Below are 24,934 nucleotides of genomic sequence, written 5' to 3' on the forward strand. Positions count from 1 at the left end.
ACGAATTCCGATGCCAGTGTCCCGCATCTGCCGTGATAAGAGCATCATCCTGCTTGCCGAAGCAAGCACGGAAATGCGGCAATCCGTTCAGTCTTCAATGTTCAGGAACGTGCGCGCCACGCTCACGCGCGGGCAAAGTCGTAGGCCAGCACGTCGGCGATCCGCGGCGTGCGGTTCATCGCCATCAACAGCCGATCAATACCCACCGCCACGCCGGCACAGGCAGGCATCGATGGCAACGCCGACAACAATGCCTCGTCCACGGCCGGCTGCACCTGGCCGCGCTCGTGGCGGCGCTGCAGATCACGCTGGAATCGCATGCGCTGTTCGTGCGCGTCGTTCAGTTCGTGATAGCCGTTGGCCAGTTCCACCGCGCCCAGATACAACTCGAAACGCTCCGCCAGCGGCGGCGTGCCGGCACGGATGCGTGCCAACGCGGCTTGGCTGGCGGGCCAATCGTGGACCACGGTCATGACCGCGTCATCGAAATGCGGCTGGATATGATGGGTCATCAGCAGATCCAGCCAATCGTCGCGGGTCAGCCCGACGGGATCGACATGCACGTCACCGAGCGCGGCACGCAGCGCGGCCTGGTCGGCCTCGAACGGATCCACGCCCACGTACTGCTGGAACAGCTCGCGGTAACCGAGCACACGCAGCGTCGCACTGCGCCCGACCAGGGCCAGTGCCTGTCCGACCAGCTCGGCGGTTTCCCCTACCAACCGATGATGGTCCCAGCCGACCCGGTACCACTCCAGCATGGTGAATTCCGGGTTGTGGCGACCACCAGCCTCGCCGTTGCGGAACACGCGGCCCAGTTCGTAGCAATCGCCAACACCGGCAGCAAGCAGTCGCTTGAGCGGATACTCCGGCGAGGTGCGCAACCAGCGGCGGCGCCCGCCCGCGTCGACGTGGCCAGTGAAATCGGTATGGAAGCTGTCGATGTTCGGCTCGGTGTTGCCCGCCACCGACAGGATCGGCGTTTCCACCTCCAGCACATTGCGCTCGGCGAAGAAGCGGCGCACCAGCGCATTGAGCGCGGCTCGCTGCCGCAGCGCGTGCAGCAGGGCCTCGCTCACAGGATGCCCTCCGGGCGCGGATGGTCCAGCGGCAGGGTCAGCAGATCGCGGGTATCGTCGATGTAGCCGCTGGCCAGGTACAGGCGCCGGGCCAGTTCGTTGTGGTGGTTCACTTCCAGGCGCAGGCGGCTGACGCCACGCCCACGAGCGCGCTGTTCGCAGATGGCCAGCGCCTGCTTGCCGCGGCCGCGGCCGCGCGCGCGATGGCTCAGGTACAGCTCGTCCAGCAGCATGAAGTGGCCGCCCTGCTCCAGGCTGAAGCCCATCGCGATCACTGCGTAGCCAACCACCTCGCCCGCCTCGTCCAGCCACAGCAGCACTTCGCCGTTGCGCGGATCGGCCAGCAGCGCGTCCACGCCGCGACGCACGCGCGCGTCATCGAAGTCGATCCTGTCTTCGGCGTAGAACTCACGCATCAGCTCGATCAACAGTTCTTCGTCGGCACGGGTGGCCAGGCGGAAATCCAGCGGGGCGGTCTGCATCGGTATTCCTTTGTGCTTCATGCCGGGCGCGAGGCACCCGGCGGGGTCATCATTCGTGCTGGGCGAGATAGGCCAGCAGGCGGTCTTCGTCCCATACCGGCACGCCCAGCGATTGCGCCTTGTCCAGCTTGGAACCGGCCTCGGTACCGGCCACCACGAAGCTGGTCTTCTTCGACACGCTGCCGGAGACCTTGGCACCCAGTGCTTCCAGGCGCTCCTTGGCTGCATCGCGGGTCAGCTGGGCCAGGGTGCCGGTCAGCACCACGGTCTGCCCATCCAGCGGGCCAGCCACGATCTCGGCCATCGCCGGCGCCTTGGCCAGGATCTGCTGCATCGCCTTCTCGGCCGCCAGCAGCATCGCGCCATGACCTTCGGCATCCAGCCACTCGGCCAGACCGCGCGCGGTGTCGTCCGGCAGGCCCGCGTTGACGAACTGGCCATGTTCGGCATCCAGCACCGCCTGAGCGCCCGGCAACGCCGCCACCAGCTTCTCCGCACGCAGGCGGGTGATGCCAGGGATCTCCGATTCAACCAGCAGCTGTGCCAGATCCAGCCCCTCGCGCAGCTTGGCACTGGGCGCATGCACGTCGCTGATGCGCACCTGGCCGACCTGCAGCAGATCATCGATGGCCTGCTGGTTGCCCTGCTGTTCGAAGAAGTGGCCGAGCGAGCGCGCCACTTCGCCACCGATGTCCGGCACGCGCTTGAACAGCGGCCACGGCAGGTGGCGGATCAGCTCCAGGTCACCGAACCACTGCGCCAGCGCCTTGGCCGTGCTCTCGCCCACGTGCTCGATGCCAAGCGCGAACAGCAGGCGCTCCAGCGTGGCAGCGCGACTGGCGTCGATGGCCGCGATCAGGTTGTCAGCCCACTTGGTGGCGATCTTCTTCGTGTTCCATTCGAAGCCGGCCGGCTGCGCCAGCGCCTGCGCGCGCCACGCCGGATCGTTGCCATCCAGCTTGAGCACCGCATTGAGCACCGCGCCGCTCCCCTCTGCCGGCAGGTGCAGCTTCAACGCGGCGGCCAGTGCGGAAGGGTCCTCGGCATCCAGCACCAGTTTCAGGTGCAGCAGCTGGTCGCGGTTAAGCCGGTACAGGTCGGCCACGCTCCTGACGATGCCGGCGTCGACCAGCGTTTCGATGTACCTGTCGCCGAGGCCGTCGATATCCATCGCACGACGCGAAGCGAAATGGGCAATGGCCTCCTTGCGCTGCGCCGGGCAGGACAGTTCGCCCGAACAGCGCCACGCGGCGGCACCTTCCTCGCGCACGATTTCCGAGCCGCACACCGGGCACTGCATCGGCATCTGCCAGGGCGCCGTGCCTTGCGGACGGCGGTCGAGGATGACGCTGACCACTTCCGGAATCACGTCACCAGCACGCCGCACGATCACGCTGTCACCGACGCGCACATCCAGACGCGCGATCTGGTCAGCGTTGTGCAGGGTGGCGTTGGACACGATCACGCCAGCCACGGCCACCGGCGCCAGGCGGGCGACCGGCGTGGCGGCACCGGTGCGGCCGATCTGGATCTCGATCGCTTCCACCGTGGTGCTCTGTTCCTGTGCCGGGAACTTGTGCGCGATGGCCCAGCGCGGCGCACGCGAAACAAAGCCCATGGCCTGCTGGCCGGCGCGGTCATCCAGCTTGTAGACCACGCCATCGATGTCGAACGGCAGGCCATCGCGGCGCTCGCCGATGTCACGGTAGTAGCCGAGCAGGCCGTCGGTGCCTTCCACCACCTTGCACAGCTCACTGACCGGGAAGCCCCAGGCACCGAGCTGGGCCAGCGTGCCCGAATGGGTGTCCGGCAGCTCGCCGCCCTGCACTTCGCCGGTGCCGTAGGCGAAGAAACTCAGCCTGCGCTGCGCACTGATCTTTGGATCAAGCTGGCGCAGCGAACCGGCGGCCGCGTTGCGCGGGTTGGCCAGCACCTTGCCCCCCTGCCGGCGCGCGCGTTCGTTGTAGGCCTCGAAGTCGGCGCGGGCCATGTAGACCTCGCCACGCACCTCCAGCACGTCCGGCCAGTCCTTGCCGTGCAGGCGCTTGGGAACATCGTCGATCTCACGCAGGTTGGCGGTCACGTCCTCGCCGGTGCTGCCATCACCACGGGTTGCGCCGAGTACGAAATGACCGTCCTCGTAGCGCAGGCTGATCGCCAGGCCATCCATTTTCGGTTCGGCCGAGAACCGCAGGCTGCGACGACCCAGGCGCTCATCGATGCGGCGCACGAAATCGGCCACTTCCTCATCGCTGAAGGCATTGGACAGCGACAGCATCGGTACCGCGTGGCGCACCTCGGGGAAGCGGCCGGACGGACGTGCACCGACCTGCTGGGTCGGGCTGTCGGCACGGGCCAGTTCCGGGTGCTCGCGCTCCAGCGTTTCCAGCTCGCGCACCATCCGGTCGTAGTCGACGTCGGGGATCTCCGGCGCATCCAGCTCGTGGTAGGCGCGGTTGGCCTGGGCGATCTGCCGGCGGAGTTCGTCGGCGCGTTCGGCGGGGCTGGGGCTCATCGGGATCCGGTGGTTCTGGGATGGCCGGGGATTCTACCGCGCCCGGCCGTCAGGCCCTGTAACGCCGCTGCGTTCATAGCGTCGAGCCATGTTCGACTCCACAGAAGGCGGGCTTGCCGCCCACCTCCACCGGCGCTAGCGTGCGACGTTCGCCCTTCGGAATACTGCCCGTGACCCTGCCTGCCTCCCGTCGACGCTTCCTGCAACTGGCCGGTGCCGGCCTCGCCGTCGCCGGCAGCGGGCTGCCGCGGCTCGGCCATGCCCAGCCCGCGACAGCCGCGGCCCCCGCCCCTGCCGAAGGCGCAGTACTGCTGAACTTCAACGAATGCCCATATGGTCCCTCGCCCGCAGCCCAACAGGCAGCGCGCGACAGCATCGCCAGCTGTGGCCGTTACCGCTTCGAGCTGGCGGGCAGCGTGCGCGACGCCTTCATCGAGCAGGCCGGCATTCCGGCCGACCATGTACGCCTCTACCCCGGTTCCAGTGAACCGCTGAACCGTGCCGCCACGCGGTGGACCGGCCCGCAGGCGGGACTGGTGATGGCCGACCCGACCTTCGAGACGCTGGGCGAGGTCGCCGCTGCACACGGTGCGCACGTGCAGAAAGTGCCACTGCGCGACGACGGCGCGCATGACCTGCGCGCGATGGTCGCTGCCGCGCACCGGCGCCCGACCGGGTTGCTGTATGTGTGCAACCCGAACAACCCGACCGGCTCGATCAGCCCACCGGATGAGCTTGCCTGGCTGCTGGCCCACAAGCCCGCCTCCACCCGCGTGCTGGTCGACGAGGCCTACCTGCAGTACAGCGAACAGCCCAGCCTGATCACGCAGGTGACGCAGCGCGACGATCTGATCGTGCTGCGTACGTTCTCCAAGCTCTACGGCATGGCCGGCCTGCGCCTGGGCGTGGCGGCCGCCCATCCCGACCGTCTGCGCGAACTGGCGAGCCTGGGCGACAACCCGCTGCCGGTGCCGGCACTGGCCGCTGCACTGGCCAGCCTGCGCGATCCGCAGTTGATTCCGCAGCGCCGCCTGCAGAATGCCAAGGTGCGGCAGGCAACCATCGCATGGCTCGGCAAGCGTGGTTTCAGCTGCGTGCCGTCGGAAGCGAACTGCTTCGTGGTCGACGTGCAACGCGACGGCAGCGCGTTCGCCAAGGCGATGGCGGAGAACGGTGTAGTGATCGGACGCAGCTGGCCGATCTGGCCACAGCGCGTGCGCGTAACCGTCGGCACCGAGGACGAGATGGCCGCGTTCCGCCGCGCGTTCGCCAAGGTGGCCGGCGTACCGGCCTGACCCTGTTGGTGGGGGCGAACCTTGGTTCGCCCCATCCACGCATGGCGTGGACCTACTGTTGTGGGTGCCAACCGTTGGTCGGGGTGGGTGCCGACCGTTGGTCGGCACACCATGGCGCTTACCAGCGCGGGGTCTTGGTCAGCGGCGGCGCCTGGTGCTGGCGGTCATAGGCGCGCAGCTCGTCACGGATGTGCGCGATGCGCTGGCGACCCAAGGCATTGCGGCTGTCATCCAGCACCACGCCGTCGAGCAGTTCGGCCATGCGCTGCACGGTCGGCAGCATCTTCTCCCAGGCGTCCAGCGCGGTCAGCGGTGCCGGCAGGGTCAGGAAGAAGGCGATGGCCGGGGTCTCCATGGCGCGGATGTTGGCCATGTCGAAGCTGCCCGGCTTCATGATGCTGGCCATCGAGAAGATCGGGCCGCGCTCGGGGTGACCTTCCACCAGGCGGTGGAACACGTTCATGTGGCCGAACACCAGGCCGGTCTTCTCAGCCGCCACCACGATGTCTTCGCCACGCAGCTGTTCGCCGGCGCGGGCGGCCACGAACAGCGAGACAATCTTGTCGAAATCCTGGGTGGCGCGCTTGCCGAGATCGCTGGCGCCCGGGTCGGTTTCGCCCAGACCGAGTTCGGCCTGCTCGCCTTCCGTGCCCATGCCCGGTTCGACGCGGCCATCGGCCACGGCGACGCCGTCTTCGCCCAGTACCGGTTCGCGGCGCTCGCCGCTGGTCGGTTCCGCGCCTTCCACGCGGCGCCCCTGGGGCTTCTTTTTCGGACGGCCAAACAGGAAGATCGCGGCGATCAACAGCAGGCCGGCGGCCAGGATGCCGATGCGCAACAGTGCCGTGTCGGACATTCGATAGGTTCTCCGGCTAGTTCATTCAGGTAACTAGGATGGCACGTCAGGCCGCGCCCGCCAATCGCGCGGCTTCTTCCAGGTCCACGCTGACCAGGCGGCTGACACCCGGCTCGCGCATGGTGACGCCCGACAGCTGGTGCGCGGCCTCCATCGTCGCCTTGTTGTGGCTGACGAACAGGAACTGCACCTTCTCGCTCATTTCCTTGACCATGTTGGCCAGGCGGCCGACGTTGGCTTCGTCCAGCGGCGCGTCCACCTCGTCCAGCAGGCAGAACGGCGCGGGGTTCAGCTGGAAAATCGCGAACACCAGTGCCACTGCGGTCATCGCCTTCTCGCCGCCGGACAGCAGCGAGATGCTGGACACGCGCTTGCCCGGCGGGCGCGCCATGATGGTCACGCCGGTGTCGAGCAGGTCTTCGCCGGTCAGTTCCAGATAGGCGTGGCCGCCGCCGAACAAGCGCGGGTACAGCGCCTGCACGCCGGCGTTGACGCGGTCGAAGGTGTCCTTGAAGCGGCCGCGGGTCTCACGGTCGATCTTGCGGATGGCGTCTTCCAGGGTCTCCAGCGCGGTGGTCAGGTCCACGTGCTGCGAATCCAGGTAGTCCGAACGCTGCGAGGCCTCGCCGTACTCGTGGATGGCGGCCAGGTTGACCGGCTCCAGCCGGCGCATGCGGCCATCGATCTGGTGCACGGCCTGCTCCCAGTCACCCAGGCGGGCGTCCTCGGGCAGTGCGTTGAGCACGTCCTGCAGCACGAACCCGGCCTTCTCCACCGCGCCCTGCAGGGTGTCCGCGCTGAGCACCAGCGCCTGCTGGTCCAGCTTGCGCTGCGAAATGCGTTCGCGCTGGGCCAGCGCCTGTTCGTCGCGCTGGTGGCGGGTCTGTTCGTAATTGCGCAGCTCGGCGTCGATACCGTCCAGCAACGTGCGCGCTTCGGTCAGCACGCGATCAGCCCGCACGCGCTCCTCCAGCGCATTCTGGTGCTCGGCCTGCAGCGATTCGACCGGCGAATCCCCTTCGTCCAGCTGTGAATGCAGCTCCTCCAGCCGCGAATCCAACTGCCCGCGCTGGGTACCCATGCGCTCCAGTGCCTGGCTCAGCGAGGCCAGCTGCGCACGCTGCGATTCCAGGGTCAGCGCCAGCGAATGCGAGCGCTCACGCACCGCGCGTGCGGCGTCGCGGGCCAGGTCGCGTGCCTCGGTCAGCTGGCGGCGCTCGCCCTCCAGCCGCTGCCGGGTCGATTCCAGGTCGCCCATGCTGCTGACCGCATTCTCCAACCGCGAGCGCGCCTCACGCGCCTGCTCGTTGTTGGCCTCGAGCGTTTCCTGCAGCTGCTTCAGTTCGCCCTCGATGCGGTCGATGCGCGTGCGTGCGGCCTCCACCTTGCCCTGCTGGCCCTGCAACTGGCCTGCCAGTTCGGACACCGCACGGTGGGCCTGGTACAGCGCACGCTGCGCGTCTTCGCGCTGCTGTTCGGCCGCCTGCAGCTGTTCGCGGAACCCGGACAGCTGCTCTTCCAGCTCGGCCTCGCGATCCTGCAGTTGCTCGATCTGCTCGCGCAGCTCATTGATCTCACGTTCGCGCAGCAGCGCGCCCTGCTGGGCCGCACCGGAGCGCGACACGCGCAGCCAGCCCTGGCCCAGGCGCTCGCCGCCCTGGGTGATGATCGAATCACCCTCCGGGAGGCTGGCCTGGAGGGCCTTCGCCTCGGACAGGTCCTTGGCGCCATGCAGGTGTGCCAGCAGGCGACGGATCGCCGCCGGGCCACGCACGCGCGCGGCCAGCGAGGTCGGCGCGACCTTCAGGTCCGCACCATCGTTGGCGACCAGTGCGATGTGGCCCTCGCCCAATTCGCCGAGCGCATCGACCAGGCTGGCCGGGTCATCGACCAGCACGCCTTCGATCAATTGGCCGAGCGCGCTTTCCACCGCGTTTTCCCAACCGGCATCAACGTCCAGGCGTTCGCCGACACGCGCCGCCGAATCCAGCCCGCGTGCCTTCAGCCACGCCACGGCCGCGCCCTGCTCCTGGCCGAGTGCAGCCTGCTGCAGGGTTTCCAGCGAGGCCAGGCGACCGCGCAGGCCATTGGCCTGCTTGCGCAGTTCGGCCAGCTCGTTCTGGCCATTGCGCTGCTGCTCCTGCACCGCCGCCACGCCCTGCTTGCGCAGCTCCACGTCTTCGCTCAATTCATCCAGCGCTGCCTTCTGCGTGTCGTGCTGCAGGTGCAGCTGCTCGAAGGCTTCTTCCAGCGCGTCCACGTCCAGCCCGGCGCGCTCGGCAGCCAGAGCCTCGCGACGGCGGTCGGCATCGAGGATCTGCTTGTCCAGGTAGTCCACGCGCGTGCGCTCGACATCGCCGGCGCGCGAGGCCTCCGAACTCTGCGAGGTGTGCTGTTCCCAGCGCTGCTGCCAGCTCGCCAGCCGGTCTTCGGCCTCGCGCAGGCTTTCCTGCTTGATCTCGTTTTCTTCCTGCAGCGCTTCCAGCTGCGGGGTGGCCGCCTCGACCGCTTCCCGCAGCACCCTCAGCCTGGCCTCGTCGCCGCTGATGTGCTGGCCCAGGTCAGCCAGCGCCTGGCGGGTTTCATCGCGCGCCTTGTGCAGGCGCTGCGACAGCTCGCGCTGGTGCTGGATCTGCTGTTCCAGACGCGCCAGCGTGCTGCCGACCTGGTAGACCGCGGCCTGCGCGGTATTGAGCGCATCGGCAGCCTCCTCGCGACGCGCGCGCGAGGTCTCGATGCGGGCCTCGGCGTCGCGCTGATCGGCAATCAGCTGCTGCAGCTTGGTCTCTTCCTGCGACAGCCCTTCGCGCAGCTTGGACAGGCGCCCGTCCAACCCGCGGAACTCCAGGGCCTTCCATTCGGCATCCTTGACCCGGCGTTCTTCCTGCAGCGCCTGGTACTGCTCGGCCTGCTTGGCTTGGCGCTTGAGGTGTTCGAGCTGCTTGCTGATCTCGTCGCGCAGGTCGCCCAGCCGGTCCAGGTTCTCGCGGGTGTGGCGGATGCGGGTCTCGGTCTCCTTGCGGCGCTCCTTGTACTTGGAGATGCCGGCCGCCTCTTCCAGGTACACGCGCAGGTCTTCCGGGCGCGCCTCGATGATCTGGCTGATCATGCCCTGCTCGATGATCGAGTAGCTGCGCGGACCCAGGCCGGTGCCGAGGAACAGGTCGGTGATGTCGCGGCGGCGGCACTTGGTGCCGTTGAGGTAATAGTTGCTGGTGCCGTCGCGGCTGACCGTGCGCTTGACCGAGATTTCGTTGAACGAGGCGTACTCGCCGGAGATCGTATGGTCGGAGTTGTCGAAGATCAGCTCGACGGTGGCCTGCGAGACCGGCTTGCGGGCGTTGGAACCGGAGAAGATCACGTCGGTCAGCGAGTCGCCGCGCAGGCGGCTGGCCGAACTCTCGCCCATGACCCAGCGCACGGCGTCGATGATGTTCGACTTGCCGCAGCCATTGGGCCCCACCACGCCGGTCATGTTGGTCGGCAGGTGCAGGGTGGTCGGATCGACGAACGACTTGAAGCCGGACAGCTTGATCGTGGAAAGACGCATAGGGGTTCCGGACTGGGGCCGTCGAGCGGCCTGCGTTTACCCTCCAAGTCATTGATCCTGCTGGGATCGCTGGCCGTGGAACGGGTGTGACGCCCTGAGTATACCGATGTGGCCGTGTTCTACGAATGGGCGTGGAACATTGCCCGGCCGTGCCCCTCGGTCGGGCATGGCTCAACGCCACGAAACCCGGGCCGCAAAACAAAACGGGCACCCTTGCGGGCGCCCGTTCTGCGGTGATTCCAGGCCTTGCGGCGAGGGATCAGGCTTCGGCGACGACGACGACCTTGACGGTGGTCTCGACGTCGGCGTGCAGGTGGATCAGCACGTCGTACTCGCCGATGTTGCGGAAGGCGCCTTCGCCCAGGATGACTTCGCTCTTGCTGACCGGCAGGCCGGCGGCGGTGAAGGCATCGGCGATTTCGCGGGCGCCGACCGAGCCGTACAGCTTGCCTTCGGTCGAAGCGTTGGCCGGGATGGTCACGCTCGCGCCGTCCAGCTTGGCCTTGCGGGCGTCTGCATCGGCGTGGATGGCCTGGGCCTTGGCTTCGTATTCAGCGCGCTTGGCTTCGAACTCGGCCTTGTTGCTCTCGGTGGCCGGCACGGCCTTGCCCTGCGGCACGAGGAAGTTACGGCCGTAGCCCGGCTTCACGTCGACCAGGTCGCCCAGGTTGCCGAGGTTGGTGACTTTCTGCAGGAGGATCAGCTGCATGGTATTGCTCCAGATGAGTTATTCGTTAGCGAGGCGATGCCCCGCAACAAACGCTGTCCGAATAGCTGGCACGGCAGGGGCGGCACCGGGCCGCCCCGCCGGGCATCAGACGTCGTGGTTGTCGGTGTACGGGATCAGGGCCAGGAAGCGAGCGCGCTTGACGGCGGTCGCCAGCTGACGCTGGTACTTCGACTTGGTACCGGTGACGCGGCTCGGCACGATCTTGCCGTTCTCGGTCAGGTACTGGCGCAGGGTGTTGAGATCCTTGTAGTCGATCTCCTTCACACCTTCAGCCGTGAACTTGCAGAACTTGCGGCGACGGAAGAACTTGGACATGGGAAGGCTCCTTAGGCGGCGGAAGCGGCGTCGTCGCCGGCTTCGTTGTCAGCGGTGGTGGTGGACTCGCCTTCTTCGTCGTCACGACGACGGCGCTCACCGCGCTCCGGCTTGTCACCCTTCTCGTCCTTGCTCTTCATGATCAGCGACTGCTCGGTGTCAGCCTCGTCACGCTTGATGACCAGGTTGCGCAGCACGGCGTCGTTGAAGCGGAAGCTTTCGGTCAGTTCGTTCAGCACGGCCTGGTCGGCTTCGATGTTCAGCAGCACGTAGTGCGCCTTCACCAGGTTCTGGATCGGGTACGCCAGCTGGCGGCGGCCCCAGTCTTCCAGGCGGTGGATGGTGCCGTTGCCGTTCTCGACCAGCGACTTGTAGCGCTCGATCATGGCCGGGACCTGCTCGCTCTGGTCCGGGTGGACCATGAACACGATTTCGTAATGACGACTCATGTTTTTTCTACCTTTCGGATGTGGCCTTGCGGCCGGACAGCCCCCCGCCGTTGAGACCGCGGTGGGGCAAGGATTCCCGCCAGGGAGGCAGGAAGCCGCGCATTATGGCGCAGATGGGGTGGCCGGGCAACCGGCCGGCCCCATGGGGCAACCTGAACCGGGGGCGCCGCTCCCATGCCCTCCCCCTGGGCCGACCAGGAACGGTCACCACCGGAGCCCCCGGCAGAACTCACGACTCCGCCCGACGTCACCCCAGGTCGACGTGATGGCGTTGCCGGCCGCATTCCGCGCACTGGAACGGGCAGCCAACCCTCATCGGTCCCAGCTCAGATGGTCCAGTCCCCCCGTCGGCAAGAGCGGTCGTTGCATCCGCACCTCCCTTCCGGGCTACATTCCGCCCATGAACCGCCTTTCGCGCCTCCGGCGCTGGATCAACCGCGACGATGGACGCCTGATCCACGTGGGCAATGCCCCGCTCGGCATCCTTGAAATCCTGGGCTGCATGAGCCTGCTGGTGGCAATGCTGCTGCACCTGCTGCGGGAGACGATCGGCCTGTCGGGGCTATGGGCGACAGCGAGCGTGATCCTGGGACTGGTACTGCTGGGACGGAACGCTTGGCGCGAGCGGCGATAGCGCCGGATCATGCCCCGCGTGCCGACCAAGGACGGCACCTACCACATCAGATTCCGCCAGCACGGGGCATGCCCGGCAGACAACCGGCGTCAGGCCTTGTCGGCGTCGGTGGTGAAGCTTTCGCCGCAGCCACATTCGGCAGTGGCGTTCGGGTTGCTGAACGTGAACGTCTCGCTCAGGCCGTGCTTGCCGAAGTCGATCACGGTGCCATCCACCAGCGCCAGGCTCTTGGCGTCGACGTAGATCTTCACGCCGTCCTGGTCGAACACGGTATCGCCCTCGCGCTCGTCGCGGGCCAGGTCGGTGACGTGGCCCCAACCGGAGCAGCCGGTCTTGGTCACGCCGAAACGCAGGCCCAGCGCGCCGGGGGTCTGGGCGACGAAGCGCTGCACGCGCTCAAAGGCAATGGGGGTCAGGCTGACGGCCATGGGGCTACTCCAGAGGTACGGGGACATTATAAGGAGCCGTTGCCACGAAAAATGCCTCGCAAGCAGAACGCTGCAACCGGTAAACTCCCGTGTTCACAGATCGAGTCGATCAGCAGAGGATTCAAGTCATGACGGTGGTCAGCGTTGAACATGCGCTTGCCGGGAAGATCCCGGAAGGCGGCGAAGTCACGGTACGCGGATGGGTGCGCACGGTGCGCGGTTCAGCGAATCTGGCCTTCGTGAATGTGAGCGACGGCTCCTGCTTCGCCCCGATCCAGGTAGTGGCCAATGACAACCTGGCCAACTTCGACGAGATCAAGCGCCTGACCAGCGGCTGCTCGGTCATCGCCACCGGCACGCTGGTGAAGTCGCAGGGCAAGGGCCAGTCGTTCGAGATCCAGGCCAGCGCGCTGGACGTGGTCGGCTGGGTCGAAGACCCGCTGACCTACCCGATCCAGCCCAAGCCGATGTCGCCGGAGTTCCTGCGCGAAGTGGCGCACCTGCGCCCGCGCACCAACCTGTTCGGCGCGGTCACCCGCATCCGCAACTGCCTGGCCCAGGCGGTGCACCGCTTCTTCCACGAGAACGGCTTCAACTGGATCAGCACCCCGATCATCACCACCTCCGACGCCGAAGGCGCCGGCCAGATGTTCCGTGTGTCCACCCTGGACATGGTGAACCTGCCGCGTGACGAGAAGGGCGCGATCGATTTCAGCCGCGACTTCTTCGGCAAGGAAACCTTCCTGACCGTGTCCGGCCAGCTGAACGTCGAGGCCTACTGCCTGGCGCTGAGCAAGGTCTACACCTTCGGACCGACCTTCCGCGCCGAGAACAGCCACACCACCCGCCACCTGGCGGAGTTCTGGATGATCGAGCCGGAAATCGCCTTCGCCGACCTGGCCGAAGATGCGCGCCTGGCCGAAGAGTTCCTGAAGTACCTGTTCCGCGCGGTGCTGAACGAGCGCGGCGACGACCTGGCCTTCATCGCCGAGCGCGTGGACAAGAACGCGATCACCAAGCTGGAAGACTTCATCAACGCGCCGTTCGAGCGCATCGACTACACCGATGCAGTCAGCCTGCTGCAGAAGTCCGGCAAGAAGTTCGACTTCCCGGTCGAATGGGGCCTGGACCTGCAGACCGAGCACGAGCGCTGGCTGACCGAGGAACACGTCGGCCGCCCGGTGGTGGTGACCAACTATCCGGAGCACATCAAGGCGTTCTATATGCGCCTGAACGACGACGGCAAGACCGTCGCCGCGATGGACGTGCTGGCCCCGGGCATCGGCGAGATCATCGGTGGCAGCCAGCGCGAAGAGCGCCTGGACGTGCTGGACGCGCGCATGGCCCAGTTCGGCCTGGACCGTGAGCACTACGGCTGGTACCGCGATTTCCGCCGTTATGGTTCGGTGCCGCACGCCGGCTTCGGCCTCGGCTTCGAACGCCTGGTGGTGTACGTCTGCGGGCTCTCCAACATCCGTGATGCGATCCCCTACCCGCGCGCCCCGGGCAGCGCGGACTTCTAAGCCCCACACGACCACGGAGGTACCGCTCCCATGACCCTGTTCTTCGCCCTCTGTTTCGTCGGCGTTGCAGTGGCCGGGTTCAGTGCCTTCGTGATCTTCTGGCCGCTGACCCTGGTGCACGTGCGCGACCGCCATCCGGCGCTCGCCGAGCGCTTCGGCAGCGGCGCCTTCCTAAAGCCCGATGCCCTGGCCTGGCTGCTGCGCCGTGACTATCGCCAGCAGCCGGACCGCTCACTGTCCGGGCTGGCGACGCCGGCCTGGGTATCGCTGCTGACCCTGCTGGCCGGACTGGGCATGGCCGCCCTGCTCTGGCTGGCCTCGCTCTGGTAATACCTCCATGAATGACATCTCCGCCTCGCGCGACAGCTGGTGGCTGGCCAGCCTCGGCAACACCTTGATCTGGGCGCGCCTGCGCGTGCGCCCGGCCGGCACCGCCGAGGTGCTCGACAGCGACGGCAACACGCTGAGCTATGACAGCGAAGACACCGCCCGTTCGCAGCTGTTCGACGCCGAGTTCGTCGAGTACGACGGCCTGGACGAGGAAGACGCGCTGGTGCGCGGTTTCAGCCTGCACGAAGTACAGCCGCCGCAGGCCGACAGTGACGAGGGCCTGCGCGGCCGCATGATCCAGTCGCTGGGCGGGCGCGCCTGACTCTCGCATGTTCACCCCGCGCGCCTTCGCCGAGACCGACCTGCGCTGGCTGGACCGCCTGCTGGCGCGCGATCCATTCGTCACCGTGCTCACCGCCGGCGACGATGGCCTGCCGGAGCTGACCCGGATGCCGGTGCTGTACCGGCGTGATGGCGAGCGTATCGAGCTGCGCGGGCACTGGGCCCGCGCCAATCCGCAGTCGCGCCACAGCGGCGCGGCCAAGGTGCTGGTCGACGGCCCCCACGGTTACGTCTCGGCCAGCTGGTATCCGGACAAGGAGCCCGCCGCGCGGGTGCCGACCTGGAACTACGCCGCAGCCGAGCTGCGTGGCCAGCTGCAGACCTTCGACGATACCGATGCACTGGCTGAGCTGGTCGGCGCGATCAGCGACCGATTCGAAGCGAGCGTGGGCCAGGCCTGGCAGTTCGATGCTTCGCGCGCCGAACATGGTCCGGAGCTGCGCGCCATCGTCGGTTTCCGCTTCCAGGTCGAACAGGTGCAGCTGAAGCTGAAACTCAGCCAGAACCACCCGGAAGCCAACCAGCAGGCGGTGATCGCCGCACTGGAAGCGCTGGCCACGCCCTCCTCCCAGGAACTGGCGCAGTGGATGCGCTGGCACCGCGACCCGGCCGCCCTGCAGGGCGACTGAACACCACAGATTCCCGCGACGACGCAGCCGGACGGCTGCGGCGAGCCCCCACCCGACGCCAGGGACCCGTACATGAAAGACATCCACAAGCTGCTGCAGAACAACCGCGACTGGGCCGACCGGATCGAAAAGGAAGACCCCGACTTCTTCCACCAGCTCGCCAAGCAGCAGCACCCCGAGTACCTGTGGATCGGCTGTTCCGATTCGCGCGTGCCGGCCAACCAGATCATCGGCATGGCCCCGGGCGAAGTGTTCGTGCACCGCAACGTTGCCAACGTGGTCGCCCACACCGATCTGAACTGCCTGAGCGTGGTGCAGTACGCGGTGGACCAGCTGAAGGTCAAGCACATCCTGATCGTTGGCCACTATGGCTGCGGCGGCGTGCATGCCTGCCTGCACAACACCCGCGTTGGCCTGGCCGACAACTGGTTGCGCCACGTCGGTGACGTGATGCAGAAGCACACCGGCATCCTCGATGCGATCGAGACCGACGAGCTCAAGCACGCACGCCTGTGCGAACTGAACGTGATCGAGCAGGTGGCCAACCTGTGCCGCTCGACCATCGTGCAGGACGCCTGGGCCCGCGGCCAGAAGCTGATGGTGCACGGCTGGGTCTACAGCCTGAAGGACGGACGCGTGCGCGAGATGGGCATCGACGTCGGTTCGCAGGAAGAGCTGCAGCCGGCCTATGAAAAGGCCCTGTCCTACGTCCCGCGCAAGGGCAAGCGCGACTGATCCCCCACGGATGACCACCATGCTCGCTTCGCCGATCAACCTGCACGCCTGGATCGAAGAGAACCGCCACCTGCTGAAGCCGCCGGTGGGCAACAAGATGATCGACAACGGCGATTTCATCGTGATGGTGGTCGGCGGGCCAAACTCGCGTACCGACTACCACTACGACGAAGGCCCGGAGTGGTTCTACCAGCTCGAAGGCGAGATGGTGCTGAAGGTGCAGGAAGACGGCGCGGTGCGCGACATTCCGATCCGCGCCGGTGAGATCTTCCTGTTGCCGGCGAAGGTGCCGCACTCGCCGCGGCGCCCGCCCGGTGGTATCGGCCTGGTGGTCGAGCGCAAGCGCCTGCCGCATGAGATGGACGGCGTGATCTGGCACTGCGAGCGCTGCAACCACAAGCTGCACGAAGAGTTCTTCCCGCTGCAGAACATCGAAACCGACCTGCCCAAGGTATTCGCGCGCTACCACGCCAGCCTGGAACTGCGTACCTGCAGCCAGTGCGAGCACGTGGACCCGCTGCCGGCGCCCGCGGTGGGCTGAACCATCGAACGGTCGTCGCCCACCTGGGTCGGCGCCTGCTCGCACGTGCGCCAACCAAGGTTGGTGACCACCGGATCATGCGGTGCTGGTGCTGGGCTGGTGGCAGCTACCGGGCCATGCCCCAGGCGCTACACTGGCGGTCCCGTTGCAGCCTGTTGCCCGACCATGTCCGACCTGCTCAGCCGCACCCACGCCATCGCCCTGGACGCCGCCGATCCGCTGCGCCCGCTGCGCAATGAATTCCTGATTCCGCGCCACGGTGGCGGCGAGCAGACCTACTTCGTCGGCAACTCGCTGGGCCTGCAGCCGCGCGGCGCGCAGGCCGCCGTGCAGGAAGTGATGAAGCAGTGGGGCGAACTGGCCGTGGAAGGCCACTTCACCGGCCCGACGCAGTGGCTGTCCTACCACCGCCTGGTAAGCGCGCAGCTGGCACGCGTGGTTGGCGCGCTACCCAGCGAAGTGGTGGCGATGAACACGCTGAGCGTGAACCTGCACCTGATGATGGTCAGCTTCTACCGGCCGACCACGCAGCGCCCGGTGATCCTGATGGAAGCCGGCGCGTTCCCGACCGATCGCCACGCGGTGGAAGCCCAGATCCGCTTCCATGGCTTCGACCCGGCCGAGTGCCTGGTGGAAGTGCAGCCGGACGAAGCCAACGGCACGATCTCGCTGAACGCCATCGAACGCGCCATCACCGAACACGGCCCGCGCCTGGCGCTGGTGCTGTGGCCCGGCGTGCAGTACCGCACCGGCCAGGCCTTCGATCTGGATGCGATCACCCGCGCCGCACGCCTGCAGGGCGCACGCATCGGCTTCGACCTGGCGCACTCGGTCGGCAACCTGCCGCTGCGCCTGCATGACGTGGCCCCGGATTTCGCCGTGTGGTGCCATTACAAGTACCTCAACAGCGGCCCGGGTGCAGTCGCTGGCGCCTTCGTGCACGAGCGCCACCACCGCGACACCAGCCTGCCGCGCTTCGCCGGCTGGTGGGGCCATGAGGAAGCCACCCGCTTCCAGATGGCGCCGCAGTTCACGCCGGCCATCGGCGCCGAAGGTTGGCAGCTGAGCAACCCGCCGATTCTCGGCCTGGCACCGCTGCGTGCCTCGCTGGACCTGTTCGAACGTGCCGGCATGGAAGCGCTGCGCGGCAAATCGCTGGCGTTGACCGGCATGCTCGAAGCGCTGGTGCGCGCGCGCCTTCCGCAGGTGCTGGACATCATCACCCCGGCCGACCCGCAGCGCCGCGGCTGCCAGTTGTCGCTGCGCGTGATCGATGGCCGCGAGCGTGGCCGCGCACTGTTCGAGCACCTGCGCGGCATCGGCGTGCTGGGCGACTGGCGCGAGCCCGACGTGATCCGCATCTCGCCCACGCCGCTCTACAACCGCTACCTGGACGTGCACCACTTCGTCGAGGAAGTGGAAGCCTGGGCCGGCCTTTAGGCCGGCCCCTCCCCTACTGCTGGACAGTTCGTTGATCGCACATGCTTCCCGCTCGTTGAGCATTATCGGCGCCGGCCTGGCCGGGTCCCTGCTGGCCATCCTGCTGTCACGGCAAGGCTGGCGCATCACCCTGTACGAACGCCGCGGCGATCCGCGCGTGGCCGACTACGAGAGCGGCCGCTCGATCAACCTGGCGTTGGCCGAGCGCGGGCGCAATGCGCTGCGCCAGGCGGGCGTGGAGGACGAAGTGATGGCGCGGGCGGTGATGATGCGCGGCCGCATGGTGCACCCGCGCGACGGTGAACCGCAGTTGCAGCGCTATGGCCGCGACGACAGCGAAGTGATCTGGTCGATCCACCGCAGCGACCTGAACACCACGCTGCTGGAGCTGGCCGAACAGGCCGGCGCCACCGTGCACTTCCATCGCCGCCTGCACACCGTTGATTTCGATGCCGGCTACGCACGTTTCATCGATGACCGCGACGACAGCCCGCACGACATCCGCTTCGACACCCTGATCGGGGCAGACGGTGCCGGCTCGGCACTGCGCGCGGCGATGAACCGCCGTGCGCCGCTGGGGGAGGACATCGCCTTCCTCGACCACTCCTACAAGGAGCTGGAGATCCCGCCGGCCGCCGACGGCAGCTTCCGCATCGAGCGCAACGCGCTGCACATCTGGCCGCGCGGCCACTACATGTGCATCGCCCTGCCCAACCACGAAGGCACCTTCACCGTCACCCTGTTCCTGCCCAACCAGGGCGATCCCAGCTTCGCGACGGTCAACACCGGCGCGCAGGCCGAAGCGCTGTTCGCACGCGAGTTCGCCGACACCCTGACGTTGATCCCGAACCTGCGCGCGGACTGGGAACAGCATCCGCCGGGCCTGCTCGGCACGCTCACCCTGGAGCGCTGGCATCAGCAAGGCCGCGCCGTGCTGATCGGCGATGCCGCGCACGCCATGGTGCCGTTCCACGGCCAGGGCATGAACTGCGCGTTCGAGGACTGCGTTGCGCTGGCACGCCACCTGACGGAAGCAGATGATCTGGAAGGCGCGTTCGCCGCGTTCGAAGCCGAGCGCAAGCCGAATGCACGTGCCATCCAGCAGATGGCGCTGGAGAACTACCTGGAGATGCGCGACCGCGTCGCCGATCCCGCGTTCCTGCTGCAGCGCGAGCTGGAGCAGGAACTGCAGCGACGCTGGCCGACCCGTTTCGTACCGCATTACACGATGGTCACCTTCCTGCACACGCCCTACGCCGAGGCGCTGCGCCGCACCGAGCTGCAGCGCGACATGCTGGTGGCCGCCACCGCCGGCCACGATTCACTGGACAACATCGACTGGACCGCCCTGGAAGCGCAGATCCACGCGCAGCTGCCGGTCCTGGAGGGCGCGCACTGATGGCCGACAGCTTCCTGTTCTACGACCTGGAAACGTTCGGCCAGGACCCACGACGCACGCGCATCTCACAATACGCCGCGATCCGTACCGACGCCGACCTGAACGAGATCGACACCCCGGTCAGCTTCTTCGTGCGCCCGGCCGATGACCTGCTGCCCTCGCCGATGGCCACCCTGGTCACCGGCATCACCCCGCAGCAGGCCCTGGCCGAGGGCATCAGCGAGGCCGAGGCCTTCGATCGCATCAACGAGCAGCTGTCGCGCCCCGGTACCTGCGCGCTGGGTTACAACACGCTGCGCTTCGACGATGAATTCGTCCGCTATGGGCTGTTCCGCAACTTCCACGACCCGTACGAACGCGAGTGGCGCAACGGCAATTCGCGCTGGGACCTGCTGGACATGCTGCGGCTGATGCGCGCGATGCGCCCGGACGGCATCCAGTGGCCGCTGCGCGAGGATGGCGCCACCTCGTTCAAGCTCGAGCACCTGGCCGAGGCCAACAACGTGCGCGAAGGCGATGCGCACGAAGCGCTGTCCGACGTACGCGCCACCATCGGCATGGCACGCCTGTTCAAGCAGTCGCAGCCACGCCTGTGGGACTACGCGCTGAAGCTGCGTGACAAACGCTTCGTCGGCGGCCTGCTGGACGTGGCCGCGATGAAGCCGGTGCTGCACATTTCCATGCGCTACCCGGCCAGCCGCCTGTGCGCGGCACCGGTGCTGCCGCTGGCCGTGCACCCGACCATCAACAACCGGGTGATCGTGTTCGACCTGGAAGGCGGGATCGACGACCTGCTGGAACTGCCGGCCGAGGTGATCGCACAGCGCCTGTACATGCGCGCCAGCGAGCTGCCCGAAGGTGTGGCGCGGGTGCCGCTGAAGGAAGTGCACCTGAACAAGGTGCCGGCGCTGATCGCCTGGAACCACCTGCGCGCCGATGACCACGCGCGCCTCGGCCTGGACGTGGCCGCGATCGAGGCCAAGGTGGAACGCCTGCGCGCGTTCGCCCCACAGCTGGCCGAGAAGGCGCGACAGGTCTACAACCAGACTCGCGCCGCCACCGTGGCCGACGTCGATGCCTCGCTGTACGACGGCTTCCTCGGCAATGGCGACAAGCCGCTGCTTGCGCTGGCACGCACCAGCGCGCCGGAGCAGCTGGCCGCGCTGGAAGGCCGCTTCCGCGACCCGCGCCTGCCGGAACTGCTGTTCCGCTACCGCGCGCGCAACCACCCCGACAGCCTCGCACCGTCCGAACGCCAGCGCTGGCAGGAGTACCGCCGCCAGCGCCTGCTGGGAGACGGCGGGCTGGGCGAACTCAACCTGCCCCAGTACCAGCAGCAGCTCGATGCACTGGCCGCCGAAGCGCCCGACGACGCCCGGCGCCAGGCCCTGCTGCAATCGCTGCGCGACTGGGGCCAGCACCTGCAGGAGACGCTGTGAGCACCTACTTCTCGGACGCCAGTTTCAAGTTCCTGCGCAGCCTGGCGCGGCACAACGACAAGGCCTGGTTCAACGACCACCGCCAGCAGTATGAAGACCACGTACGGCAGCCGTTCCTGCGCCTGCTGGGCGACCTGCAACCGGCACTGGCCGAGGTCAGCGACCATTTCCGCGCCGATACGCGCGGCGTCGGCGGCTCGCTGTTCCGCATCCATCGCGACGCGCGCTTCTCCAACGACAAGTCACCGTACAAGACCTGGCAGGGCGCGCGCCTGTTCCATGAGCGCCGCCGCGAAGTGGCCGCGCCTTCGTTCTACGTGCACCTGCAGCCCGGCGAGAGCTTCGTCGGTGCCGGCCTGTGGCATCCGGAGCCTGAAACCCAGCGTCGCGTGCGCCACTTCATCCTCGACAACCCGGGCAGCTGGAAGGCCGCCGCGCATGCGCCGGCCCTGCGCAAGCGCTTCGATTTCGAGGAGAGCGAAAAGCTGGTGCGGCCACCCCGCGGCTTCCCGGCCGACTTCGAGTTCATCGGCGACCTCAAGCACCGCAACTGGGTGATGTGGCGCTCGCTGGACGACGCCACCATGACCGGCCCGCGCCTGCTGTCCACGCTGGGCAAGGACCTGGCCGCGCTCGGTCCGTTCGTCGACTACCTGTGCGCCGCGCTCGACCTGGAGTTCTGATGTCGCCGGATCTTCCGCTGGCCCGCCAGCGGCGCGTGCTCGGCCGCACCGGCCTGGCCGTTTCACCGATCGGCCTTGGCTGCTCCGGCTTCTGGGGTCATCGCCGCTTCCCCGAGCCTGAGGCGGCTGCCGTGGTCGAGCATGCGCTCGCCCATGGCGTGAACCTGCTCGATACCGGCCACAACTACTCCGGCTTCCATGCCGAACCGCGCCTGGGCCGCATCCTGCGTCCGTTGCTGAAGCAGTACCCGCGCGACGCGCTGGTGATCTCCAGCAAAGGCGGCACGCTCACCGGCCAGGCCGGCATCAGCGGTGCCGAGCAACGCAACTTCTCGCCCGCGGCCATCACCGCCAGCTGCGAGGCGTCGCTGCGCAACCTCGGCCTGGATCATCTGGACCTCTACCAGCTGCATGGCGCCAGCGAACACGACATCAACGATGACCTGCTGGCCGCGCTGCAACGCCTGCGCGAACGCGGCCTGGTCCGCCACACCGGCATCAACACCCACTCGGCATCGACCCTGCGCTGGATGATCGCCCATCCCGACGCGTTCGATGTGGTGCTTCTGGACTACAACGCCCTGCAGCAGGACCGCGAACCGCTGATCGACCAGCTGCAGGCGGTGGGCATTGGCGTGCTGGCCGGCACCGTGCTCGCGCAGGGCCACCTGCTGCCCGCCCGTCCGCGCCTGCCACGGCTGGCCGATGGCTGGTACCTGGCGCGCGCCTGGCTGAAACCCAGCAGCCGCCAGCTGATGCGCAGTGCCCGCCAGATGCGGCGCGCGATGGGCGCGATCCACAGCCAACGCCCGGCCCAGACCGCCTTCGCCTATGCGCTGGGCCATCCCGGCGTGGCCAGCGGCATCCTCGGTACCACCCGCACCCGCAGCCTCGACGAGGTGCTGGCGACGCGGCTGGAAGCACTGACCCCGGCCGAACGGCAACAGCTGGTCGATGCCTTCGGTGACGGCCGTGGTTCGCCCAGTCATTGAGTCTTCACCCGGCACTGCCGCCATTGCGGCAGTCTGGTCGGCATGAAGAAACTCACCGCACTCATTGTGCTGCTGGTCCTGGCCGTGGCGGCCTGGTGGTTCGGCGGCCCCTACATGACCGTCAATGGCCTGTCCAAGGCCATCGAGCAGCGCGACACCGCCCGCCTGGAGCGTTATGTCGACTTCCCGCGCGTGCGCAGCAGCCTGCGCGCGCAGCTCAATGACTACCTGGTGCGCCAGGCCGGCCCCGAGGTGGCGGCCAGTCCATTCGGCGCCCTGCTCTATGGGCTGGGCGACCAGCTTGGCGGTGCCGCAGTGGAGACCATGGTGACCCCGACCGGGATCGGCGCGATGCTGCAGGGCCACGTGCTGTGGAAGCGTGGCCGCAATGAACTGCAGGGCGGCGATGCCTTCGGCGCGACCGAACCGGCGCGGCCGCTGAAGCATGCCGAGCACCATTTCGAGGCACTGGACCGCTTCGTGATCGATGTCGATCGCGGCCCTGGCCAGCCGCCGCTGAAGGTGGTGCTTGAACCGCAGGGCCTGCGCTGGAAGGTGGTGGACCTGCAGCTGGGGATGTCGGTCGCGCATTGACCCGTAGAGGCCCACCTCGGTGGGCACCGATGCATGGCAGGGCCAACCGACGGTTGGCACCTGCCCGTCATGGCCTCAGCTCTCGTTGGCGACACCATGCGGTACGTGGCCAGCGGCCACATGCTCGCGGGCACTGTCGATGTTGTGCTGCGAATCATCGAAGAAGATGTCGGCGCCGAACGCCTGCAGGAACGGCCCCTTGTGGCGGCCACCGAGGAACAGCGCCTCGTCCAGGCGCACGCCCCACTCGCGCAGGGTGCGGATCACCCGTTCATGCGCCGGTGCCGAGCGCGCGGTGACCAGTGCGGTGCGGATCGGCGCACTCTCGCCGGCCGGAAACACTTCCTGCAGCGTGTGCAGGGCCGACAGGAAACCCCGGAATGGCCCGCCGCTGAGCGGCTCGCGGGCGCGCTCGCGCTCGTGGCGGCCAAACGCCTCCACGCCCTGCTCGCGCGAAATGCGCTCACTCTCGTCACCGAAGATCACCGCGTCACCATCGAAGGCGATGCGCAGCTGGCCGGCCGGGCGACCGATATCGATCTGGTCGGCCGCTGCCGCAGCGGTCTCGCCGGGCGGCTTGGGCAGGATGGTCGCCGCCGCGATCCCATGGCGCAGCGCGCTGCGCACCGATTCGGGGTTGGCCGACAGGAACAGGTCGGTACCGAACGGCTTCACGTACGGCCAGGTCGGCTCGCCGGCGGTGAACGTCGCACGGATGATGCCCAGGCCGTAGTGCTGGATCGAGTTGAAGATGCGCAGGCCGGTGTCGGCCGAGTTGCGCGACAGCAGGATCACCTCGACCCGTGGGTTCTCCGGGCTGGCGCCCTGGTTCAGCGCCAGCAGCTTGCGCACCACCGGGAAGGCCACGCCGGGGCCGAGGATGTCGTCCTCATGCTGGCGCTGGAATTCGGCATAGGCCGCCACGCCATCACTCTCGAACAGCGCATGGCTTTCCTCGAGGTCGAACAGGGCGCGCGAGGTCACCGCGACGGTCAGCAAACGGGGGGAGTTGTCGCCCATCGGTGGGGGTCCTTCAAGCGGTCGGCGGGGCCGGCCGCCCATTGTCCTCAAAAAACGAACTGTTCGCTCAGGATCCGGTCTTCCAGGTTGTGCTCCGGGTCGAACAGCAGGGTCACGCGGCGGTCCTTCGACTCGCGGATGGTCACCTCGACCACGTCACGGGTCTCGTGCGAATCCGCAGTGACGCTGACCGGGCGCTTGTAGGGGTCAAGCACGCGGAAGCGCACCTCGGTGTCGGCCTTGAGGATCGCCCCGCGCCAACGACGCGGCCGGTACGGAGCCAACGGCGTCAGCGCGATGGTGTGCGAGCCCAGCGGCAGTACCGGACCGTGCGCGGAATAGTTGTAGGCGGTGCTGCCGGCCGGGGTGGCCACCAGCACGCCGTCACCGATCAGCTCGGCCACGCGTTCCTGGCCGTTGAGGTCGATGCCGATATGCGCTGCCTGCCGGGTCTGGCGCAGCAGCGACACATCGTTGTAGGCCAGCGAACCGGTACTGGTGCCCGACTCGGTCAACGCGACCATCTCCAACGGGCGCAGGTTGGCCGGTTCGGCACGGGCAATGCGGGCCTGCACGTCGTCGTCGCCACGGTACTGGTTCATCAGGAAGCCGACGGTGCCCAGCTTCATGCCGAACACCGGCTTTCCCAGGTGCCCGTGCCGATGCAGGGTCTGCAGCATGAAGCCGTCGCCGCCCAGCGGACACAGCACGTCCGCCTGCTCCGGCGCGTGATCGCCATAACGCGAGACCATCGCGGCGCGGGCCATCTGTGCAGGTTCGGTGGCGCTGGCCAGGAAGGCGATGCGGGGGGTGTCACTCATCGGTGGATCCGGGGGGAAGGCATGAGGGAGAGCATAACCGAGCGCCGGGCGTTGGACCCCGCAGGGCGGATGACCGGCGTCGGGTCAGTGATCGCAGAAAAACAGGCAGAAAC

25 protein-coding genes are annotated in these 24,934 nt (G+C 67.6%); 14 read left to right on the top strand and 11 right to left on the bottom strand.

The features are described 5' to 3' along the window. Nucleotides 1-122: 122 nt before the first annotated feature. The 3 genes from epmA to ligA are packed head-to-tail and all read right to left on the bottom strand — an operon-like array spanning nucleotide 123 to nucleotide 4,082. Nucleotides 123-1,079 (bottom strand): EF-P lysine aminoacylase EpmA, encoded by a 957-nt coding sequence (gene epmA / locus ACYKG1_RS13625; protein WP_100473287.1) that lies wholly within the window; start codon nucleotides 1,077-1,079, stop codon nucleotides 123-125. Then, the gene (locus tag ACYKG1_RS13630) at nucleotides 1,076-1,561 is read right to left on the bottom strand and encodes a GNAT family N-acetyltransferase (RefSeq protein ID WP_014037728.1); all 486 of its coding nucleotides are present in this window, start codon (nucleotides 1,559-1,561) and stop codon (nucleotides 1,076-1,078) included. Before ACYKG1_RS13630 ends, epmA begins: the two co-directional genes overlap by 4 nt. A 49-nt stretch (nucleotides 1,562-1,610) precedes the next feature. Then, a complete protein-coding gene (gene ligA / locus ACYKG1_RS13635) occupies nucleotides 1,611-4,082 on the bottom strand; it encodes an NAD-dependent DNA ligase LigA (protein ID WP_478472755.1) in 2,472 nt (823 codons plus the stop codon). Nucleotides 4,083-4,246: 164 nt separating this feature from the next. Between ligA and ACYKG1_RS13640 the strand changes: the two genes are divergently transcribed. Next, nucleotides 4,247-5,371, top strand: coding sequence for a pyridoxal phosphate-dependent aminotransferase (locus tag ACYKG1_RS13640; protein WP_478470741.1), 1,125 nt, complete (start codon nucleotides 4,247-4,249; stop codon nucleotides 5,369-5,371). Between the two features lie 118 nt (nucleotides 5,372-5,489). Here ACYKG1_RS13640 and zipA read toward each other — a convergent pair whose 3' ends face one another. The 5 genes from zipA to rpsF all read right to left on the bottom strand — a co-directional run bounded on the left by zipA (nucleotide 5,490) and on the right by rpsF (nucleotide 11,271). Then, a complete protein-coding gene (zipA, locus tag ACYKG1_RS13645) occupies nucleotides 5,490-6,227 on the bottom strand; it encodes a cell division protein ZipA (RefSeq protein WP_006376490.1) in 738 nt (245 codons plus the stop codon). A 46-nt stretch (nucleotides 6,228-6,273) separates the two neighbouring features. Next, nucleotides 6,274-9,777, bottom strand: coding sequence for a chromosome segregation protein SMC (gene smc, locus ACYKG1_RS13650; protein WP_478470742.1), 3,504 nt, complete (start codon nucleotides 9,775-9,777; stop codon nucleotides 6,274-6,276). Nucleotides 9,778-10,036: 259 nt separating this feature from the next. Continuing rightward, nucleotides 10,037-10,486, bottom strand: a complete 450-nt coding sequence (gene rplI, locus ACYKG1_RS13655; protein WP_014647660.1) for a 50S ribosomal protein L9 — start codon at nucleotides 10,484-10,486, stop codon at nucleotides 10,037-10,039. Between the two features lie 105 nt (nucleotides 10,487-10,591). Beyond that, nucleotides 10,592-10,822 (bottom strand): 30S ribosomal protein S18, encoded by a 231-nt coding sequence (gene rpsR, locus ACYKG1_RS13660; RefSeq protein WP_002804494.1) that lies wholly within the window; start codon nucleotides 10,820-10,822, stop codon nucleotides 10,592-10,594. Between the two features lie 11 nt (nucleotides 10,823-10,833). Further along, a complete protein-coding gene (gene rpsF / locus ACYKG1_RS13665; protein WP_049445625.1) occupies nucleotides 10,834-11,271 on the bottom strand; it encodes a 30S ribosomal protein S6 in 438 nt (145 codons plus the stop codon). A gap of 400 nt (nucleotides 11,272-11,671) precedes the next feature. Between rpsF and ACYKG1_RS13670 the strand changes: the two genes are divergently transcribed. After that, nucleotides 11,672-11,905 carry a hypothetical protein gene (locus ACYKG1_RS13670; protein ID WP_262083411.1) on the top strand — a complete coding sequence of 78 codons (234 nt, stop codon included), beginning with the start codon at nucleotides 11,672-11,674 and terminating at the stop codon, nucleotides 11,903-11,905. 89 nt (nucleotides 11,906-11,994) lie between these two features. Here the strand turns inward: ACYKG1_RS13670 and ACYKG1_RS13675 are convergent, their stop codons facing one another. Beyond that, a complete protein-coding gene (locus ACYKG1_RS13675) occupies nucleotides 11,995-12,333 on the bottom strand; it encodes a HesB/IscA family protein (RefSeq protein WP_006452998.1) in 339 nt (112 codons plus the stop codon). Nucleotides 12,334-12,461: 128 nt separating this feature from the next. On the opposite strand from ACYKG1_RS13675, the gene asnS reads away from it, so the two are divergent. From asnS to ACYKG1_RS13735, 12 genes are all read left to right on the top strand, one after another. Further along, a complete protein-coding gene (gene asnS / locus ACYKG1_RS13680) occupies nucleotides 12,462-13,856 on the top strand; it encodes an asparagine--tRNA ligase (RefSeq protein ID WP_478470743.1) in 1,395 nt (464 codons plus the stop codon). Nucleotides 13,857-13,886: 30 nt separating this feature from the next. Continuing rightward, nucleotides 13,887-14,186, top strand: a complete 300-nt coding sequence (locus ACYKG1_RS13685; RefSeq protein WP_005417403.1) for a hypothetical protein — start codon at nucleotides 13,887-13,889, stop codon at nucleotides 14,184-14,186. A 7-nt stretch (nucleotides 14,187-14,193) separates the two neighbouring features. After that, the gene (locus ACYKG1_RS13690; RefSeq protein ID WP_014037738.1) at nucleotides 14,194-14,508 is read left to right on the top strand and encodes a hypothetical protein; all 315 of its coding nucleotides are present in this window, start codon (nucleotides 14,194-14,196) and stop codon (nucleotides 14,506-14,508) included. A 7-nt stretch (nucleotides 14,509-14,515) separates the two neighbouring features. Further along, on the top strand, nucleotides 14,516-15,157 hold the full coding sequence (locus tag ACYKG1_RS13695) for an FMN-binding negative transcriptional regulator (protein WP_478470744.1): 642 nt from the start codon (nucleotides 14,516-14,518) through the stop codon (nucleotides 15,155-15,157). A gap of 72 nt (nucleotides 15,158-15,229) precedes the next feature. Beyond that, a complete protein-coding gene (gene can, locus ACYKG1_RS13700; RefSeq protein WP_087923022.1) occupies nucleotides 15,230-15,892 on the top strand; it encodes a carbonate dehydratase in 663 nt (220 codons plus the stop codon). Nucleotides 15,893-15,911: 19 nt separating this feature from the next. Then, nucleotides 15,912-16,433 (top strand): 3-hydroxyanthranilate 3,4-dioxygenase, encoded by a 522-nt coding sequence (locus tag ACYKG1_RS13705; RefSeq protein ID WP_478470745.1) that lies wholly within the window; start codon nucleotides 15,912-15,914, stop codon nucleotides 16,431-16,433. 165 nt (nucleotides 16,434-16,598) lie between these two features. Then, on the top strand, nucleotides 16,599-17,873 hold the full coding sequence (kynU, locus tag ACYKG1_RS13710) for a kynureninase (RefSeq protein WP_100473295.1): 1,275 nt from the start codon (nucleotides 16,599-16,601) through the stop codon (nucleotides 17,871-17,873). Between the two features lie 31 nt (nucleotides 17,874-17,904). After that, entirely contained in the window at nucleotides 17,905-19,272 is a 1,368-nt protein-coding gene (locus ACYKG1_RS13715) for an FAD-dependent oxidoreductase (RefSeq protein ID WP_478470746.1), read from the top strand. After that, nucleotides 19,272-20,711: an exodeoxyribonuclease I gene (gene sbcB, locus ACYKG1_RS13720; RefSeq protein ID WP_478470747.1), complete on the top strand. Its 1,440-nt coding sequence runs from the start codon at nucleotides 19,272-19,274 to the stop codon at nucleotides 20,709-20,711. Before ACYKG1_RS13715 ends, sbcB begins: the two co-directional genes overlap by 1 nt. Further along, a complete protein-coding gene (locus tag ACYKG1_RS13725) occupies nucleotides 20,708-21,394 on the top strand; it encodes a DUF2461 domain-containing protein (RefSeq protein ID WP_478470748.1) in 687 nt (228 codons plus the stop codon). The genes sbcB and ACYKG1_RS13725 overlap by 4 nt, the downstream gene beginning before the upstream one ends. Then, on the top strand, nucleotides 21,394-22,386 hold the full coding sequence (locus ACYKG1_RS13730) for an aldo/keto reductase (RefSeq protein WP_478470749.1): 993 nt from the start codon (nucleotides 21,394-21,396) through the stop codon (nucleotides 22,384-22,386). The genes ACYKG1_RS13725 and ACYKG1_RS13730 overlap by 1 nt, the downstream gene beginning before the upstream one ends. A 42-nt stretch (nucleotides 22,387-22,428) precedes the next feature. Further along, complete coding sequence (locus tag ACYKG1_RS13735) at nucleotides 22,429-22,980, top strand: DUF2939 domain-containing protein (RefSeq protein WP_478470750.1); 552 nt, start codon at nucleotides 22,429-22,431, stop codon at nucleotides 22,978-22,980. 75 nt (nucleotides 22,981-23,055) lie between these two features. On the opposite strand, the gene ACYKG1_RS13740 is transcribed toward ACYKG1_RS13735, so the two are convergent. Both ACYKG1_RS13740 and ACYKG1_RS13745 read right to left on the bottom strand, forming a co-directional pair. Beyond that, the gene (locus ACYKG1_RS13740) at nucleotides 23,056-24,000 is read right to left on the bottom strand and encodes a 5'-nucleotidase (protein WP_100473300.1); all 945 of its coding nucleotides are present in this window, start codon (nucleotides 23,998-24,000) and stop codon (nucleotides 23,056-23,058) included. Between the two features lie 47 nt (nucleotides 24,001-24,047). Continuing rightward, nucleotides 24,048-24,821: an NAD kinase gene (locus ACYKG1_RS13745; RefSeq protein ID WP_032962058.1), complete on the bottom strand. Its 774-nt coding sequence runs from the start codon at nucleotides 24,819-24,821 to the stop codon at nucleotides 24,048-24,050. Between the last annotated feature and the right edge of the window lie 113 nt (nucleotides 24,822-24,934).

The organism is Stenotrophomonas sp. 85239_Sma, from assembly GCF_056481725.1.

Bases quoted from the DNA above. Each gene is read 5' to 3' on its own strand.
- ACYKG1_RS13630 (WP_014037728.1), bottom strand. From the start codon at position 1,561: ATGCAGACCGCCCCGCTGGATTTCCGCCTGGCCACCCGTGCCGACGAA.
- zipA (WP_006376490.1), bottom strand. From the start codon at position 6,227: ATGTCCGACACGGCACTGTTGCGCATCGGCATCCTGGCCGCCGGCCTG.
- smc (WP_478470742.1), bottom strand. From the start codon at position 9,777: ATGCGTCTTTCCACGATCAAGCTGTCCGGCTTCAAGTCGTTCGTCGAT.
- rplI (WP_014647660.1), bottom strand. From the start codon at position 10,486: ATGCAGCTGATCCTCCTGCAGAAAGTCACCAACCTCGGCAACCTGGGC.
- rpsR (WP_002804494.1), bottom strand. From the start codon at position 10,822: ATGTCCAAGTTCTTCCGTCGCCGCAAGTTCTGCAAGTTCACGGCTGAA.
- rpsF (WP_049445625.1), bottom strand. From the start codon at position 11,271: ATGAGTCGTCATTACGAAATCGTGTTCATGGTCCACCCGGACCAGAGC.
- ACYKG1_RS13670 (WP_262083411.1), top strand. From the start codon at position 11,672: ATGAACCGCCTTTCGCGCCTCCGGCGCTGGATCAACCGCGACGATGGA.
- ACYKG1_RS13675 (WP_006452998.1), bottom strand. From the start codon at position 12,333: ATGGCCGTCAGCCTGACCCCCATTGCCTTTGAGCGCGTGCAGCGCTTC.
- asnS (WP_478470743.1), top strand. From the start codon at position 12,462: ATGACGGTGGTCAGCGTTGAACATGCGCTTGCCGGGAAGATCCCGGAA.
- ACYKG1_RS13685 (WP_005417403.1), top strand. From the start codon at position 13,887: ATGACCCTGTTCTTCGCCCTCTGTTTCGTCGGCGTTGCAGTGGCCGGG.
- ACYKG1_RS13690 (WP_014037738.1), top strand. From the start codon at position 14,194: ATGAATGACATCTCCGCCTCGCGCGACAGCTGGTGGCTGGCCAGCCTC.
- ACYKG1_RS13695 (WP_478470744.1), top strand. From the start codon at position 14,516: ATGTTCACCCCGCGCGCCTTCGCCGAGACCGACCTGCGCTGGCTGGAC.
- can (WP_087923022.1), top strand. From the start codon at position 15,230: ATGAAAGACATCCACAAGCTGCTGCAGAACAACCGCGACTGGGCCGAC.
- ACYKG1_RS13705 (WP_478470745.1), top strand. From the start codon at position 15,912: ATGCTCGCTTCGCCGATCAACCTGCACGCCTGGATCGAAGAGAACCGC.
- kynU (WP_100473295.1), top strand. From the start codon at position 16,599: ATGTCCGACCTGCTCAGCCGCACCCACGCCATCGCCCTGGACGCCGCC.
- sbcB (WP_478470747.1), top strand. From the start codon at position 19,272: ATGGCCGACAGCTTCCTGTTCTACGACCTGGAAACGTTCGGCCAGGAC.
- ACYKG1_RS13730 (WP_478470749.1), top strand. From the start codon at position 21,394: ATGTCGCCGGATCTTCCGCTGGCCCGCCAGCGGCGCGTGCTCGGCCGC.
- ACYKG1_RS13735 (WP_478470750.1), top strand. From the start codon at position 22,429: ATGAAGAAACTCACCGCACTCATTGTGCTGCTGGTCCTGGCCGTGGCG.
- ACYKG1_RS13740 (WP_100473300.1), bottom strand. From the start codon at position 24,000: ATGGGCGACAACTCCCCCCGTTTGCTGACCGTCGCGGTGACCTCGCGC.
- ACYKG1_RS13745 (WP_032962058.1), bottom strand. From the start codon at position 24,821: ATGAGTGACACCCCCCGCATCGCCTTCCTGGCCAGCGCCACCGAACCT.